General features: G+C 65.0%; 13 protein-coding genes. 6 read left to right on the forward strand and 7 right to left on the reverse strand.

The window, feature by feature from the left end:
- Positions 1 to 5: 5 nt before the first annotated feature.
- Genes FHY50_RS05965 through FHY50_RS05975 form a run of 3 tightly spaced genes read left to right on the forward strand, consistent with a single transcriptional unit; the run spans position 6 to position 3,325 of the window.
- Positions 6 to 2,048 carry a lytic transglycosylase domain-containing protein gene (locus FHY50_RS05965; protein WP_420030876.1) on the forward strand — a complete coding sequence of 681 codons (2,043 nt, stop codon included), beginning with the start codon at positions 6 to 8 and terminating at the stop codon, positions 2,046 to 2,048.
- 11 nt (positions 2,049 to 2,059) lie between these two features.
- The gene (gene greB, locus FHY50_RS05970) at positions 2,060 to 2,539 is read left to right on the forward strand and encodes a transcription elongation factor GreB (RefSeq protein WP_140047598.1); all 480 of its coding nucleotides are present in this window, start codon (positions 2,060 to 2,062) and stop codon (positions 2,537 to 2,539) included.
- Between the two features lie 18 nt (positions 2,540 to 2,557).
- The gene (locus FHY50_RS05975; protein WP_140047599.1) at positions 2,558 to 3,325 is read left to right on the forward strand and encodes an NYN domain-containing protein; all 768 of its coding nucleotides are present in this window, start codon (positions 2,558 to 2,560) and stop codon (positions 3,323 to 3,325) included.
- A 31-nt stretch (positions 3,326 to 3,356) separates the two neighbouring features.
- On the opposite strand, the gene ettA is transcribed toward FHY50_RS05975, so the two are convergent.
- Positions 3,357 to 5,036, reverse strand: coding sequence for an energy-dependent translational throttle protein EttA (ettA, locus tag FHY50_RS05980; protein WP_140047600.1), 1,680 nt, complete (start codon positions 5,034 to 5,036; stop codon positions 3,357 to 3,359).
- A 104-nt stretch (positions 5,037 to 5,140) separates the two neighbouring features.
- Between ettA and FHY50_RS05985 the strand changes: the two genes are divergently transcribed.
- The gene (locus tag FHY50_RS05985; protein ID WP_140047601.1) at positions 5,141 to 6,514 is read left to right on the forward strand and encodes a M28 family peptidase; all 1,374 of its coding nucleotides are present in this window, start codon (positions 5,141 to 5,143) and stop codon (positions 6,512 to 6,514) included.
- A 131-nt stretch (positions 6,515 to 6,645) separates the two neighbouring features.
- On the forward strand, positions 6,646 to 6,915 hold the full coding sequence (locus tag FHY50_RS05990) for a hypothetical protein (RefSeq protein ID WP_140047602.1): 270 nt from the start codon (positions 6,646 to 6,648) through the stop codon (positions 6,913 to 6,915).
- Between the two features lie 93 nt (positions 6,916 to 7,008).
- Here the strand turns inward: FHY50_RS05990 and FHY50_RS05995 are convergent, their stop codons facing one another.
- Entirely contained in the window at positions 7,009 to 7,977 is a 969-nt protein-coding gene (locus FHY50_RS05995) for a GGDEF domain-containing protein (protein ID WP_140047603.1), read from the reverse strand.
- Positions 7,978 to 8,057: 80 nt separating this feature from the next.
- Positions 8,058 to 10,307: a TonB-dependent receptor plug domain-containing protein gene (locus tag FHY50_RS06000; RefSeq protein ID WP_140047604.1), complete on the reverse strand. Its 2,250-nt coding sequence runs from the start codon at positions 10,305 to 10,307 to the stop codon at positions 8,058 to 8,060.
- 203 nt (positions 10,308 to 10,510) lie between these two features.
- Here FHY50_RS06000 and FHY50_RS06005 point away from each other — a divergent pair, with 203 nt between their 5' ends.
- The gene (locus FHY50_RS06005) at positions 10,511 to 11,566 is read left to right on the forward strand and encodes a phytase (protein ID WP_140047605.1); all 1,056 of its coding nucleotides are present in this window, start codon (positions 10,511 to 10,513) and stop codon (positions 11,564 to 11,566) included.
- Here FHY50_RS06005 and FHY50_RS06010 read toward each other — a convergent pair.
- The 4 genes from FHY50_RS06010 to recA form a co-directional block, all read right to left on the reverse strand.
- Complete coding sequence (locus tag FHY50_RS06010) at positions 11,563 to 12,813, reverse strand: M24 family metallopeptidase (RefSeq protein ID WP_244935304.1); 1,251 nt, start codon at positions 12,811 to 12,813, stop codon at positions 11,563 to 11,565. The two genes, FHY50_RS06005 and FHY50_RS06010, sit on opposite strands and share 4 nt — an antisense overlap.
- Positions 12,810 to 14,147, reverse strand: a complete 1,338-nt coding sequence (locus tag FHY50_RS06015) for a dicarboxylate/amino acid:cation symporter (RefSeq protein WP_140047606.1) — start codon at positions 14,145 to 14,147, stop codon at positions 12,810 to 12,812. Before FHY50_RS06015 ends, FHY50_RS06010 begins: the two co-directional genes overlap by 4 nt.
- A gap of 119 nt (positions 14,148 to 14,266) precedes the next feature.
- The gene (locus FHY50_RS06020; protein ID WP_140047607.1) at positions 14,267 to 14,893 is read right to left on the reverse strand and encodes a glutathione S-transferase family protein; all 627 of its coding nucleotides are present in this window, start codon (positions 14,891 to 14,893) and stop codon (positions 14,267 to 14,269) included.
- A 269-nt stretch (positions 14,894 to 15,162) separates the two neighbouring features.
- Positions 15,163 to 16,254: a recombinase RecA gene (gene recA / locus FHY50_RS06025; protein ID WP_180345094.1), complete on the reverse strand. Its 1,092-nt coding sequence runs from the start codon at positions 16,252 to 16,254 to the stop codon at positions 15,163 to 15,165.
- Positions 16,255 to 16,375: the final 121 nt, after the last annotated feature.

Consider the following 16,375-nt stretch of genomic DNA (forward strand, 5'->3'; position numbering starts at 1 on the left):
GTATCATGTCCAGCATGCTTACTGTCCATGTGAAGACCGCGTTCCTGGTCATCGGCGCTTCGGGCGCCGCCCTTTCCGCGCATGCCTTGAATTCCGGCGTGCAGCCCATCGCTTTGTCGGAGCCTGCCGCAGACCCTGTGGCGCCGGCGGCAGTATCGGGCGCCGCGACGCCGCAATCTGCCAACGCGGCGTATGATCCGCTCAATACCGCGATCGCGACGTGGCAACGGCTTCAGCAATCCGACCGCCTGCCCTTCGGCGACTATGCCAACTTCCTGCTCGCCCATCCCGGCTGGCCGGGTGAGACCTCGCGGCAAAGCGCTGCCGAAGCAGCGCTCGACAGTGGCGCAGCGCAGCCCGACCTCGTCGTGCGCTTCTTCAACCGCTTCCAGCCGCGCACCGCCGCGGGGCATGCCCGCTTTGCCGAAGCGCTGGCGGCAAAAGGACAGATCGATGCCGCGCGGGCGCAAGCGCGTGCGGCGTGGCGCAAGGGATCGCTGCGTCCCCAGGACGAAGCCAAGCTGATCGGCGGCTTCGGCAGCGCCCTTTCACCCGACGATCACGATGCCCGCATGGACATGCTGCTGTGGCAAGGCTCGACCAGCAGCGCGCAGCGCCAGATCGCACTGGTGTCGCCGGCGAAGCGCCAGCTGTTCGCGGCGCGGCTCGCCTATCGCACCAATTCGCCGGATGCGTCGGTGCTCGGCGGCGCGATTTCGGGCGCGGCGCGGCAAGACCCGGGCTTTCTCGCCGACCGCGCGACATGGCTGCGCGACAACAGCCAGAGCCCGGCGGCCCGTGCCTCCCTGGCCCAGCCGCACCAGCTGTCGGCACGGCCCGGCAGCGTCGTCGGATGGTATAAGGTGCTGCTGACCAACGCCCGCGCCGCCGCCGCCGACAATCAGTTGTCGGTCGCCTTCGACATCGCGCGCCAGGTCGATGATGCCTATCCCCCCGGCACCGACATGGCGATCCAGTCGCCGGGCGAGCGCGACGTCTATACCGATCTCGTCTGGCTCGCCGGACAGACTGCGCTCAAGCTTAACCGCGCGCGCGACGCGGTCGGGATGTTCGATCGCTATTCCAAGCCCTATCCCACGCCGCAGACCCGGTCGAAGGGGCTCTATTGGGCAGGCCGCGCGGCCGAGGCGGCAGGCGACCGCACAACCGCCAATCAATATTATGCGCGCGCCGCGGGCTATCGCGACAGCTATTACGGCCAGCTCGGCTCCGAACGCCTGGGCCAGGCGCTGCAGCGGCCGCCCGAGTTCGTCGCCACCCCTGTCGCCGGACCGACCCGAACCGCGTTCTACAACAAGGAAACGGTGCGCGTCGCGCAGTTGCTGGGCCGCCTCGGGCGCTATGAGGACCAGTCCAAGTTCGTCCGCCAGATCGCGGCGGACGCGACCAGCGGCACCGATCATCTGCTCGCGACCGAATTGTCGCAATCGATCGGGCGCCAGGATCTAGCGGTGATGGTCGGCCGCAGCGCGTTGCAGAACGGCCTGAGCGACTTCACTGCGGCGGGCTATCCCAGCGTGGCAGTCCCCGCAGCACATCAGAATTACTACACGATCATCCACGCCATCGCGCGGCAGGAAAGCCAGTTCGATCGCGCCGCGGTCAGCCATGCCGGCGCGCGCGGGATGATGCAGCTGATGCCGGGTACCGCGCGCGAACAGGCGGGCAAGCTGGGGCTTTCGTACAATGCCGGATCGCTCACCACCGATACCAATTACAACATCCAGCTGGGATCGAGCTATTTCCAGCGCATGCTCAGCTATTTCGACGGCAGCTATCCGCTGGCGGTGGCGGCCTATAATGCCGGCCCGGGCAATGTGAACAAATGGCTGCGCGCCAATGGCGATCCGCGCAGCGGCGGCGATATGGTGCAGTGGGTGGAGGCGATCCCGATCACCGAGACGCGCAATTATGTCCAGCGCGTGCTGGAGAATGCGGTGGTGTACGACCTGCTCAACCCCGACAAGTCGCGGTCGCGTGGGCCGACCAATCTCAGCTGGTATCTGGGCAAGTCGCGGCCAGGTTGATCGGTTCGCCGATGGACCGCCCCAACTATATCACGCCGTCCGGCTATACGGCGCTCAAGGACGAATATGACGACCTGCTGACCGGCGAGCGTCCGCGACTGGTTGAGGTCGTGTCGTGGGCCGCCGGCAATGGCGATCGGTCCGAAAATGGCGACTATATCTATGGCCGCAAGCGCCTGCGCGAAATCGATCGGCGGCTTGGCTTCCTCGCCCGGCGGATGAAAGCGGCCAAAGTGGTCGATCCCGCGCGGCAGGAAGATCGCACCCGGGTGTGGTTCGGCGCGACCGTTCGGATCGTCGACGAGGATGAGCGCGAGCGCATCGTGACGATGGTGGGCGACGACGAGACAGACGCGGCGGCAGGGCGTATCGGCTGGAACGCGCCGATTGCCCGCGCGCTGCGCGGCGCCGCTGTCGGCGACGTGCGCCGCGTCACGCTTCCTGCCGGCGAGCGCGAATATGAGGTGATCGCGATTTCCTATCCCGACTGACGGCGCTAGGGGTGCGCAATGCTTATCAACAACACTGCCAACGCCCCGACCGGCAACATCGCACTGCTGATCGACGCCGACAATGCCAGCCACGTTCACCTCGATCCGGTGCTGACGGTGCTGGCCGAACTCGGCACGGTCAACGTCCGGCGCGCTTACGGCAATTGGAAGAAGCCCGGCCTCAAGAACTGGGCCGATCTGTCGCTGCGCCACGGGATCGAGCCCTATCAGCAGTTCGACATCACCAAGGGCAAGAACGCCACCGACATGAAGATGACGATCGATGCGATGGACCTGCTGTTTCGCGGGCGCATCACCGGCTTCGGGATCATGTCGTCCGACAGCGATTTCATGCCGCTGGCGCAGCGCATCCGGCAGGAGGGGATTCCCGTCTACGGCTTCGGTACCGAGCGCACACCGTCAGGCTTTCGCGAATCCTGCACTCGCTTCATCGATGTCGCCAAGCTCGGCGAGGACGTATCGACGATGCCGCTGCCGCCCGCGATCGGCCGCAACGAGACGGCCGCGGCCGAGCCTCCCAAATCCAACTCAAAGCAGAAGGTCGACAGCGACCTCGTAAAGCTGCTGATCGATGCCTATTCGGCATCCAAGCAGGACGCCAAGAAATTCGCCAGCCTGTCCGAAGTCGGCCAGCGCGCAGGCAACCGGTCGAGCTTCGACACGCGCAACTACGGCTTTGCGCGACTATCCGACCTGATCGAAGCCGTACCCAATTTCCAGGTCGAACGCCGCGACAACGGCGTGTTCGTCAAACGCATGCGCTGACGCTCCAGGCCGGCCGTCGTCCCGCTGCGGATCAGCGGGTCAGCTTCTTGTACGCCAGTCGCGTCGGGCGATCGGCGGCGTCGCCCATCCGCCTGCGCTTGTCCTCTTCATAGCTGTCGTAATTGCCCTCGAACCACTCGACATGGCTGTCGCCCTCGAACGCGAGGATGTGGGTGCACAGGCGATCGAGGAAGAAGCGGTCATGGCTGATGACCACCGCGCAGCCCGCGAACGTCTCAAGCGCCTCCTCGAGCGCGCGCAGCGTCTCGACGTCGAGGTCGTTGGTCGGCTCGTCGAGCAGCAGGACGTTGCCGCCCTCCTTGAGCATCTTGGCGATATGAACCCGGTTGCGCTCGCCGCCCGATAGCTGGCCGACCTTCTTCTGCTGGTCCTGCCCCTTGAAGTTGAACGCACCGACATAGGCGCGCGTCCCCAGTTCCTGCTTGCCGAAGCGGAAGACTTCGAGCTTGTCCGAAATCTCCTCCCAGACATTATTGGCCGGGTTGAGCGCGTCGCGCGACTGATCGACATAGCCGAGCTTCACCGTCTGGCCGACGTCGATCGTGCCGCTGTCGGGCTGCTCCTGACCCGTGATCAGCTTGAACAACGTCGACTTGCCCGCGCCGTTGGGACCGATCACCCCGACGATGCCCCCCGGTGGCAGGCTGAACGTCAGGTTCTCGAACAGCAGCTTGTCGCCATAGGCCTTGGTCAGCCCCTCGGCCTCGATCACCTTGCCGCCGAGCCGTTCGGGGATCTGGATAAGGATCTGCGCCTTGCCGACCGCTCGGTTCTCCTGATTCTTGACGAGCTCATCGAACGCCTTGATGCGCGCCTTGGACTTAGTCTGGCGCGCCTTGGGAGTCTGCCGCATCCAGGCGAGCTCGTCGGCGATCGCCTTCTGCTTGCCAGCCTCCTCGCGCTCTTCCTGCTCGAGCCGCTTGGCCTTCTTCTCCAGATAACCGGAATAATTGCTTTCATAGGTGTAGTAGCGTCCGCGATCGAGCTCGAGCACCCAATTGACGACGTTGTCGAGGAAGTAGCGGTCATGCGTCACGAGGATGACGTTGCCGGTGTATTCCTTGAGGTAGTTTTCGAGCCATGCCACGCTTTCCGCGTCGAGATGGTTGGTCGGTTCGTCGAGCAGCAGGATTTCGGGCTTTTCGAGCAGCAGCTTGCACAGCGCAACGCGGCGCTTCTCGCCGCCGGACAGGTTTTCGACCGATGCGTCGCCCGGCGGGCAGCGCAGTGCCTCCATCGCGATCTCGAGCTGGTTGTCCAGGCTCCAGCCATCGACCGCGTCGATCTTCGCCTGAAGCTCGCCCATTTCCTCCATCAGCGCGTCGAAATCGGTATCGTCCTGGGGATCGCCCATTTCCGCCGAGATCGCGTTGAAGCGATCGACGAGGTCGGCGATCGGGCGCACACCGTCCTTGACGTTCTCCATCACCGTCTTGTTGGGGTCGAGCTGCGGCTCTTGCGGCAGATAGCCGACCTTGATGCCTTCGGCGGCCCACGCCTCGCCGGTGAACTCGGTGTCGATCCCGGCCATCACCTTCATCAGCGTCGACTTGCCGGCGCCGTTGGGGCCGATGATCGCGATCTTGGCATCGGGCAGGAACTGCAGGTGAATGTTGTTGAGTACCGGCTTGTTGGCGCCGGGGAAGGTCTTGCTGAGACCCTTCATGACATAGCTGTATTGGACGGCCACTGTGGGAACTCCGGGGGATATTCGAATGCGGGAAAGTCGGGCGCGGACATAGCGATGGGCACGGCAATTGGCAAACCCGGGCGCGGCGTCTAGCGTCCGCGACGATGATCAGGATACTGCTCGCGGCCAGTGCCGCCCTCGCCTTTGGTACCCCGCTTTCGGCGCAGGACATGAACGCCGTGGCCGCACTGCGCGACGCGGCGCTGTCCGACACACTTGCATATGAGATCACCGAGGGCATCACTACCGAGGTGGGCCCGCGGCTCGCCGGAACCGAGGCCGAACAGCGCGCGCGCGACTGGTCAGTCGCCAGGCTCACCGCGCTGGGCTTCCAGAACGTCCGCGACGAGCCGTTTCCGCTCAAGACCTGGGTGCGCGGCGAGGAGCGCGCCGCGATCGTCAGTCCGTTCCCGCAGCCGCTGGTGCTGACCGCGCTCGGCAATTCGGGCGCGACACCGCCGCGCGGGATCGAGGGCGAGATCGTCTATTTCCCGACGATCGCCGATCTGCAGGCAGCGCCCGCGGCCAGCCTCAAGGGCAAGATCGCCTTCGTCAGCCATGCTATGACCGCGACGCAGGACGGATCGCAGTACACCACCTATGGCGTCGTCCGCCGCATTGGTCCTAACGTCGCGGCGGAGAAGGGTGCGGCGGCGATCCTGATCCGGTCGATTGGGACCGACTATCATCGCAATCCGCACGCTGGCGGGACCAACTTCGAGGATGGCGTCAGGCCGATCCCGGCCGCCGCGCTTGCCCTGCCCGATGCTGAGCAGCTCGAGCGCGTGCTCCGGCGCGGCAAGCCGGTCCGCGTCAAGCTGGTGCTTACCCCGAAGCAGATCGGCGCCCGGACGTCGGGCAATGTCATCGCGGAAGTTCCGGGCAGCGAACCTGCCGCCGGGATCGTCCTTGTCGCATGTCATCTCGACAGCTGGGACCTCGGAACCGGCGCGTTTGACGACGCCGCCGGATGCGGCATCGTCGCCGCGGCGGCGAAGCGGATCATGGACGCCGGGCAGCCGCGACGCACCATCCGGGTGCTGTTCGCCGGATCGGAGGAAGTCGGCGTGTTCGGCGGCAAGGCCTATTTCGAAGCCCACCGCCGCGATCCCCATGTACTGGCCGCCGAATCAGATTTCGGCGCGGATCGCATCTGGCGGGTCGATTTCAACCTGCCGGCCGCCGCCAAGCCGGTCGGCGATCGGATCGCGACCGCGCTGCTGCCGCTCGGCATTGGGCGCGGGACGGCGATCGCCGGCGGCGGCGCAGATGTATCGGCAGTGATCGCCAGCGGCGTGGCCGGGATTGACCTGCAACAGCACGGCACGCGCTATTTCGATTACCACCACACGCCTGACGATACGCTCGACAAGATCGACCCGGTCCAAATGCGGCAGAATGTGGCGGCGTGGACCGCAATGCTGGCGATCGCCGCCAATGCCCCCGAAGAAATCGGCGCAGTTCCGGCGCGGAATTAGGCCATGTTTCGGCCATCATGCGACGGGCTGCGGCTAATTTGCGATTGACGCACGCGTAGCGCACGCTAATGCGGCAGCTTCGCGACGGCATTCGGGCCGGCCGCGAAATGGATTTGCTTGGGAGCAACCGAATGAAGAAGATCGTCTTTATCGCTGCTGCCGCCGGCCTGATGTCTCTGGCGGCGTGCGGTCAGGGTACCCCTGAGGAGCAGGCGGGCGACGCCATGGCGGACAACCTGGAAATGCAGGCTGACAACATGGAAATGATGGCCGACAACGCCACCACTGAAGCCGGCGAGATGATGTACGACAACGCTGCCGACAATCTCGAGATGATGGCCGACAACGCTGACGACATCGGCGAGATGGACGGCAACATGGCCATGGAAAACGCCATGTAATCGGATCGCCTGCGGCATCGTCCGCAGGCAATGGCTCGCAAGAGGGGCGCTTCCGGATCGGAGGCGCCCTTTTTCGTGTCTTCCGCTTTTGCCTCAGTCCGGCCGCGGAGCGCAGCGCACACCGTTTCCGCCGCATCGCTTGACATCGTATAGCGCCGCATCCGCTGCGGCGAACACCATGTTCGGGGTATCGCCGCCGCCGGTCATGGCCACGCCCGCCGATGCGCCGATCTCCAGCAATACGTCGTCCCACAGGATCGGGGCAGCGATGTGCGCAAGCTGCCGCATGATCGTGCGCTGCACCGTCTGCGCCGACATCCTGTTCGGCAACACCACTGCGAACTCGTCTCCGCCGATCCGCGCGACGATGTGCGCGTCGGCAAAACCGCGCGCCAGGCGGATTGCCACTTGCCGCAGACAGGCGTCCCCGGCGGCATGTCCCCAATCGTCGTTGATCCGCTTGAACCCATCGACGTCGAACAGGATCAGCGTTGCGCCGCCATCCTCTGGTCGCTCGAAGTTTCGGTCGAGAAACGCAGACTGGAATCCGCGGCGATTGGCCAGCCCGGTGAGCGCGTCCTCGTCGGACAGCCGCCGCAGCGCCTCCCAGCGGCGACGCTCGTCGGTGATATCCTGTTTGGTGCCGTACAGCGATGTTACCCGGCCGTCGCGCAACGTCGTACCCGCGACGATCCGCATCCACCGGCGACGATGATCGGCCCCGACGATCTCCGCATCCAGCGTAAACCCGCGCCGGTTGGCGACTGAATCCGCGCGCAATCGTTCGAGCGCCCTGCGCGACTCCTTGGTATACATCTCTACCGTGGCGCCGCGTTCGATCGGCTGCCCGACCGGAAGCGCGAACAGATCGTACACTTCGGGCGTCCAGGTCAGCCGCTGGGTAGCCAGATCGCATTCCCATGCACCGATGCCCGACAGGGCCGCGGCGCGTGCATGCAGGCTGCCAAGGCGGTGCGGTGCTACCTCCTCAACGAATGCCGGCGGCGATGCGACGGGTGGCGCTGCATAGTATGATTGCTGTGAAACCTGCCCCGCCGCCACGTCCGCTTTTCCCCCCAATCCCGGTGTCGAGCAATGGTCTAGCCAGCGCGGGTTAAGGGGCAGTTATTCCGGTGACGGAACTAAAATGCCGCGCGTAGCGTGACTTGGAAGAGTTGCCCTGCCCGTTCGCGCTCGATCTCATACTCGTCGATTTCGCCCGCAGCGCGATTTTCGAGAATCTCGCCGAGCGAATCGCCATCGAACACCCGGAAATCCTCCTTCTTCTGGCGATTGAGGATATTTTGGACCGAGAAGCGCAGTACGAACCGCTCGCCGAAGCGCTTTTCGAGGAACGCTTCGAGATCGGGGTCGTAGCGCAGGTCGATGATCTCGTCGAAATTGGATTCGGTGGCCCCGCTCCGCCCCGAGATGGTCGCGCCGAAGCTCGCGCCCAGCGCGCGCAGCGACTGGATGAAGCCGACATTGTAGATGTGATGCGGCTGATTGTTGAAACGCCGATCCTCGCGCGTGAACGGGTCGATCGTGCTGCTGTCGAGATAGGTGTAGTTCGCGAACAGTCCGGTATCGGGCATCCCGAATGCCGTCAGCGGTGCCGAAAGATCGACCTCGACGCCCCAGGTCTGGCCATCGCCGATATTGCGCGGCGTATAGACGTTGCCGTCCTCGCCATTGTCACCGATCGCTACCAACTCGATCAAGTCGGTGACGTCGCGATAGAAGAAATTGATACCGGCGATGCCGCTGGTGCCCAGCCGGCGCTCATAGCCGACGTCGACCCCCCAGGCGCGCTCGTTGCGCAGCGCGGGATTGCCGATCGTGACGTCGTTGTCGCCCGGGCTTTCCTCCTGCTCATAGGGCGAGAGCAGGTCGTAATTGGGGCGGCGCACGGTACGCGCGACCGATCCGCGGAACTGCCCGTCGGCATCGGCGGCATAGCGCAGATGCAGCGACGGATTGAGCATTTCCGAGTCATAATCGACGCTTGGATCGTCCTCGACCGTCACCGAGCGCCGCGTGATCTCATAGCGCAGCCCGGCATCGATCGTCAGGTCGGGCGTCGGATTGAGGGTCAGGCGGACATAGGGGTCGTAGCGCTCCTCCTCGATATCGAACGCGAAATCGTCCTCGATCAGGTCGCCATTGTTGAAGCCGTCGCGCTGCTTCGACAGCAGATCGATGCCCGCCTTGACCTCGAGCCCACTGCCCTTGCCGAACCGCGCGAACAGCGTCCCCGAATATTCGTCGTCGCGCAGATCGATGATCGAGGTTTCCTCCTCGATCTCGTCATCCTCGAAATTCTCCACCACTTCGAGCGCCGTGGTATCCTCGCGATACGCGGACCATCCGCCGGCAAAGCCCAGTTCGATCCCGCCCAGCGGAATCACCCCGTCGCCACTCAGCGCATAGGTCTGCTGGCTGATGTCCTCGACCTGGGTGGCCCGCTCGACGAAATCCAGATCGCCGCCCTCGAACGTGTCCGATACTTCGCTTTCGGTGCGGTTGGTATCGACGAAGAACCCGCCGAGCCGGATGCGCCCGCCGCCCCCGAAGCGGTGCACGATCTCCGCGCTTCCCGACAAGTCTCTGCCGTCGCGGGTATCGTCCTGCCGCTCGAGATCGTCGAACTCGGGATCGACGATATAGTCGGCTTCGCCGCCATCGACGGTCTGCGGCACGCCGCCGAAGCGATACGAGATCTTTCGCTTGGGATTGCGGCGTTCCTGATAATTGAGAGCGGTCCAGAAATCCGTGTCCGGGCCCAGCTTCCCGGCATAGGCGATCGCGCCCGAAGGCCGGAACTCGCCATCGGCGTTGATCAACGCGCCGGCCTTGACGAAGCCGCCTTCGAACTGCGTCGATTCCTTGGTGACGATGTTGAGGGTCCCTGCCACGCCTTCGCTAGGCTGATCGGCGCGCGGGGCACGGACGATCTCGATCCGCTCGACCAGTTCGGCGGGGATGCGATCGACGAAGAAGCTGCGGTCCGCCTCACCGCCAGGGGCCCGGCGGCCGTTGATGAGCACCTGCGTGAAACCGGGAGGCAGGCCGCGGAACTGGACCTGATCATATTCGAGCACGTCCGAGGTGAAGGTCACCCCCGGCACACGCTTGAGCATTTCGCCGACCGACACCGGCTCGAAGCGCTGGAAATATTCGAGGTCGTAGCTCAGCACCGGATTGGGATCGTTGGTGCGATTGCGAAAGGCGATATCGGCGGTGACGAGGATTTCCTCGGCGCTGACGTCGCCGTCCTGCCCGGCATCGCTTTGCACCGGCTGCCCGGCCTGGCCGCTGGTCTGGGCATGAACTGGTGTCGTGGCAGCGATGACGGCAAGCGCCACACCCGCCAGCAAGTTGGCAAACCGCATGGTAGTCCCCCGAGGATGGAACCCGCCGATCGTTTCGGCCGAGTCGTCCCCTGCCGCTCAACACCCGATCGATGACGCGGCGATGGCGATATGGTTTCGGTTCGGTGACAGAACAAAGATCGCGCTGACGCAAAAGCGTCATCAATCTGCAAGATGCCGTCGCCATCGGGCGGAAGGTCTCTCTGCGGCAAAGGATCGCCACCATGCGCACCGCCCCGATTGCCAGCCTGCTGGCCACCCTGCTTGCCGGCTGCGCCCCGACCCCGCTCGACCCGCCTTGGCGGCTTGGCGAAGCGCCGCCGATCGTCAATGCCAGCGTCGAGACGTTTGTTACCACCGACCCCACCGTCGATGCCGACGACCCCGCCTTGTGGGCGGACCCGGCCGATCCGTCGCGCGCGGTGATGTTCGGAACCGACAAGACCGACGGCCTGTACGTCCACAATCTCGACGGCAGCGTGCGCCAGTTCCTGCCTAGCGGGCCGCTCAACAATGTCGATACACGGCCGGGCTTCGTGATCGACGGGCGGCCGCAACTGTTGGTCGCCGCCACAAATGACGGCAGGCTCGGCATCAACCTCTATCTGTTCGATCCGGCGACGCTGGAGACGCGCGACTGGGGCTTCGTGCCGACCGATATGGGCGAACCCTATGGATCGTGCATGGGCAAACTGGGCGACGAATATCTGCTGATCGCCAACAACAAGCTGGGCGATATCAAGCAATGGCGGCTGCGTGCTGGTGCGTCCGGTCCGGAAGTCACGATGATGGGCATCCGCAAACTCGGCGGCCAGCTGGAGGGATGCGTCGTCGATGACATGGCGGGCGTGCTCTACGTCGGCGAGGAAGATGTCGGCGTCTGGCGCTTCCCGCTCGATCCTGCACAGGGGACGCAGGCGATGCCGGTGGCGAAGGTCGACGGCGTGCGCATCACTGCCGATGTCGAGGGTATGACGATCCTGCAGGACGGCGCCAACCGCTATCTGATCGTGTCGTCGCAGGGCGACAGCACGTTCAACATCTTCCGCATCGCGCAAGGGTCCGAGACCTATGTCGGACGCTTCGCGGTCGATGACAGCGCCGCGATCGACCGCGTGACCGCAACCGATGGCGTCGATGCGTTCTCCGGCCCGATCGGGCCGTTCCCCGAAGGCGCGGTGGCGATGCACGACGATCGCGACGGGGCGGGTCCGCAGCAGAACTTCAAGATCGTCGACTGGCGCGACATCCGCGCCGCACTCAAACTGCCGCCGCGTTAACCGATCGGCTGCTCGATCGAGCGCGGCGGCTCGCTGAACCAGCGCGGCCCCGCCTCGGCCATGTGGAAACAGTCTTCCATGCGCACGCCGAACTTGCCGGGCAGGTAGATGCCGGGCTCGTTCGAGAAGCACATGCCCGGAGCCAGCAGGGTGGCCTCGCCGCGGACGAGGTTGATCGGTTCGTGCCCTTCCATGCCGATGCCGTGCCCCGTGCGGTGCGACAGGCCCGGCAGCTTGTAGTCGGGGCCATAGCCGAGCGTCGCGTAATAGCGCCGAACCGCGTCGTCGACCGACCCCGCAGGCGCTCCCGGCCGGGCGGCGGCGAAGGCGATGTCCTGGCCCTTGCGCACCTGGTTCCACACGCGGGCAATGTCGCGCGTCGGCCGCCCGACCACGAAGCTGCGCGAGATGTCGGACTGATAGCCCTCGACGGTGCAGCCGCAATCCATCAGCACGACGTCGCCCGCGACGACGCGCTGCGGCTTGCCGGTGCCATGCGGATAGGCTGCCGCCTCGCCGAGCAGGATCAGGTTGAACTCGACGCGCCCGCCCAGCTTCTGCGTCGCCTGTGTCATCAGCGCGGCGATGTCGGCGGGCGTCATGCCGACCTCGACGCGCGGATGCGTCCAGCGATAGGCGGCGAGCGTGACGTCGGCAGCCTTCTGCATCAGCGCGATCTCTGCCGGAGACTTGATCATCCGGCAGCCGCGCACGACCGGGTTGGCGGACACCAGCTGCGCCGAGGGCAACGCGCGCGCCAGCCCTTCGACCGCGAAGTGGCGCACGGTTTCCTCGATCCCGATCGAGCGACCGCTCACGCCGCGGTCGCGCAGGAACCCGGCGGCGATGGCGAGCGGGTCTTCATGCTCCTGCCACACCCGCACCTCGGCCGGGACACCCAACGATTCGCGCACCGACGGTTCCTCGAAGAACGGCGTGACGATGCACGGCTCGCCCTCGACCGGCAGGATCGCCGCGGTCAGCCGCTCGCTGCGTCCCCACCGCACGCCGGTAAAATAAGTCAGCGACGCGCCTGGTTCGATGAGCACCGCACCGATGCCGTGCGCTTTCATCAGCGCCTGCGCCCGGGTCAGCCGCCTCGCACGCTCCTCCGCACCGATCGGTACGGCGTCGGCAGTGATGTCGCTTAGCTCTGCGGCAGCCATGGTCTGTGCATAGCCACGTGCCTTCGCCGCGAGCGGTGCCGCGGCAGCCGCCGCCAGCAGCGCCCGGCGAGTCCAGATCACGCCGAAGCCTCAACTGCGCCCTGGGCATCGGTATCGGGCTCCCCCGACGACACGATCGTCGCGAGCACCAGATCGCCGATGACGTTGAGGACGGTCCGGCACATGTCGAGGAAGCGATCGACTCCAAGCACGAGCCCGATCCCGGCTGGCGGCACCCCGACCATACCCAGGATCAATGCGACCACCGGCAGCGATCCAGCAGGCACGCCCGCGGTGCCGATGCCGCCCAGAATGCACACCAGCATCACCGTCACCTGCTGGACGATTGACAGTTCGACGCCGAAGAACTGCGCAAGGAACAGCACCGTCACGCCTTCGAACATCGCCGTTCCGTTCTGATTGGCGGTGGCTCCGATGGTCAGCACGAAGCGCGCCACCTTGGGCGGGAGGTGGAGTTTCTGATCGGCGATCCGCAGCGATGTCGGCAGCGTCGCGTTCGACGACGCGGTCGAGAACGCCATTACGGACGCTTCCTGGGTATCCCGAAAGAACTGGATCGGCGATCGCTTGGCAAGCACGATCAGCAGGATCGGGAAGACGACGAACATCTGCGTCCCGAGCGCGGCGAGCACCACTCCAACGAACGCCGAGAGGCGGATCAGCAGGTCCCAGCCGAACAGCGCCGCGAGGTTGAACATGAAACAGAACACGGCGAGCGGCGCGAGGCGGATAACGACCCCGATCAGCGTCATGGCGACTTCGAACAGACCCTCGATACCGGCCTTGAGCTTCTGAACCTCGGGCCGATCCTGCGTCAGAACGATGCCGATGCCGAAGAACAGCGCGAAGAACATCACCGCGATGATATCGTTGTTCGACATCGCGGTGACGATGTTCGACGGCACGATCGACAGCACCGCTTCGACACCGGTCGGAGTTTCGGTGGTGCGCTGGAGGATGGCGTTGGCCCCGGCCCCGGCATCAGCGAGCATCGCCTGCGCCAGTGCCGGATCGACGCCGTCGCCGGGGCGCAGCACATTGACGAACACCAGGCTGACGACCACCGCGATTGTCGAAACGACGACGGTGAGCCCAAGCGTGCGCAAGCCCACGCGCTTGAGAGAGCGGATTTCGCCCATTTCGGCGATGCCTACGACCAGCGCCGAGAACAGCAGCGGTATCACGAGCATGAACAGCAGCCGCAGGAAGATCTGGCCGATCGGACCGGTAACATAGGTGGTGATCGTTTCCACCCACGGCGCGCCCGCGGCGCTCGCATAGACGATCAGCCCGCCGACCAGACCCAGTACGAAGCCGATCAGCATTTGATACTGCAGCGAAATTCCGCCCCGCTCGGTTGCCTGTTCGGCGCCGTCCATGCCGTCCCCCGTCATTATTGTGTCAGTCGGCACCGGCCCGTTTCCCAGCCCGGCCGCCTACCCACGATATGCTGTGGCCGGACGGGCGGGGGAGCGGGACAGTGCCGCATCCGCGTGAGCGGATCAAAAGATGCTCAGGCATAGGCATAGGGCCCGCCCTTGGCCAGAGCGGCCTGATAGGCGGGGCGGGCATGGATCTTGTCGAGCCAGGCGATCGTCGCCGGGCGCGACGCGTCGAGACCGCCGCGCGAGCGGGCGGCTTCGAGCGGAAAGCTCATCATCACGTCGGCGGCGGTGAAGGCGTCGCCTGCGAACCAGGGCCGCTCGCCAAGCTGCGCCTCGACATAGTCGAGATGGACGTCGATCATCGGCTGGAGTTTCTTCTGCGCGGCCTTTCCGAGCAGAGGAATGCGGCCGAGCACGAGCTTGACCAGCAGCGGCGGCATCAGCGAACCCTCGGCATAATGCAGGAAATGGCGATAGTGCAGCGCCGATCCGCGATGCGCCGGCGGGCCGAGCCGACCATCGGCCTTGTCGACGAGATATTCGATGATCGCGCCGGTTTCGGCGACGACCAGCCCGTCGTCCTCGATCACCGGTGACTTGCCGAGCGGATGCACCGCCTTTAGTTCCGGCGGCGCCAGCATCGTCGCCTTGTTCCGGCGATAGCGCTCCACCGCATAGGGCAGCCCCAGTTCCTCGAGCAGCCACAACACCCGCTGCGACCGGGAGTTTTCGAGGTGGTGGACGATAATGGTCATGCGCGGCGCTCCTCAGTCGGCATCGCAGCTCCGGCAGGAACCACGCGTGAGGCATAGGCAATAGCGAAACGGTCGCAAAGGTCGCACGAGAACGATGACCTGTCCGACCTCCTTTCCCGAACGCTCGTCACGCAGAGGACAAAATAGCTAGATCCCCACTTTTGCGGGGATGACGAGGAAGGAATGCGAGTGGAACGATCAACGGCCCGAGATGCTAAGTGGAAAAAGTGGAGACATAGCATCGCCTTCTCCACTTTCCCGACGCCACCTCATTCGTCGTCGTCATCCTCCCCGCCGGGACCGACCATCAGCTCTTCGGCGACCTTGTCGGTCCGGGTGCGAATCGCCTTTTCGAGGCGATCGGCCATCTCGGGATGCTCCTTGAGATAGGTCTTGGCATTCTCGCGCCCCTGCCCGATCCGCACCGAATCATAGCTGAACCACGCGCCCGACTTCTCGACCAGCCCGGCCTTGACGCCGAGGTCGAGGATCTCGCCGATCTTGGAGATCCCCTCGCCATACATGATGTCGAATTCGACCTGCTTAAACGGCGGTGCGACCTTGTTCTTGACCACCTTCACGCGCGTCGCGTTACCGACGATATCGTCGCGATCCTTGATCTGGCCAGTACGGCGAATATCGAGGCGCACCGAAGCGTAGAATTTGAGCGCGTTGCCGCCGGTGGTGGTTTCCGGATTGCCATACATCACGCCGATCTTCATGCGCAGCTGGTTGATGAAGATCACCATGCAGCGCGATCGGCTGATCGAGCCGGTGAGCTTGCGCAAGGATTGCGACATCAACCGCGCCTGCAGGCCGACATGGCTGTCGCCCATCTCGCCCTCGATCTCGGCGCGCGGCACCAGCGCGGCGACCGAATCGACCACCAGCACGTCGATCGCGTTCGAGCGCACCAGCGTATCGACGATTTCGAGCGCCTGCTCGCCGGTATCGGGTTGCGACACGATCAGTTCGTCGATGTTGACGCCCAGCTTCTTGGCATAGACCGGATCGAGCGCGTGCTCGGCATCGACGAACGCCGCGGTTCCGCCGCCGCGCTGCGCCTCGGCAATGACGTGGAGCGCGAGCGTGGTCTTGCCCGAGCTTTCGGGGCCATAGACCTCGATCACGCGTCCCCGCGGCAAGCCGCCCACGCCAAGGGCGATGTCGAGCCCGAGCGATCCGGTCGACACGGTCTCGACCTGCATCGTCTCCTTCGAGCCGAGCCGCATTGCGCTGCCCTTGCCAAAGGCGCGGTCGATCTGCGCCAGTGCGGCGTCGAGCGCCTTTTGCCGGTCGCCCGCGACCTTGTCGGTGGAAGCTGCCATCTTGCTGTCGATCACCTTGAGTGTTGCTGCCATCTGTCGCTCCCATCGCTAGCCCAGCCGGGCGGGTCGTTCAACGCACTGCGAGCTGCGTACAGCATTTGTTCCTTTGGAACAAGTGAGGAACGCGGGGCGGATGGACCACCGCACTGTTCAT

It is taken from the genome of Sphingomonas japonica (assembly GCF_006346325.1).
GTDB classification, from domain to species: domain Bacteria; phylum Pseudomonadota; class Alphaproteobacteria; order Sphingomonadales; family Sphingomonadaceae; genus Sphingomonas; species Sphingomonas japonica.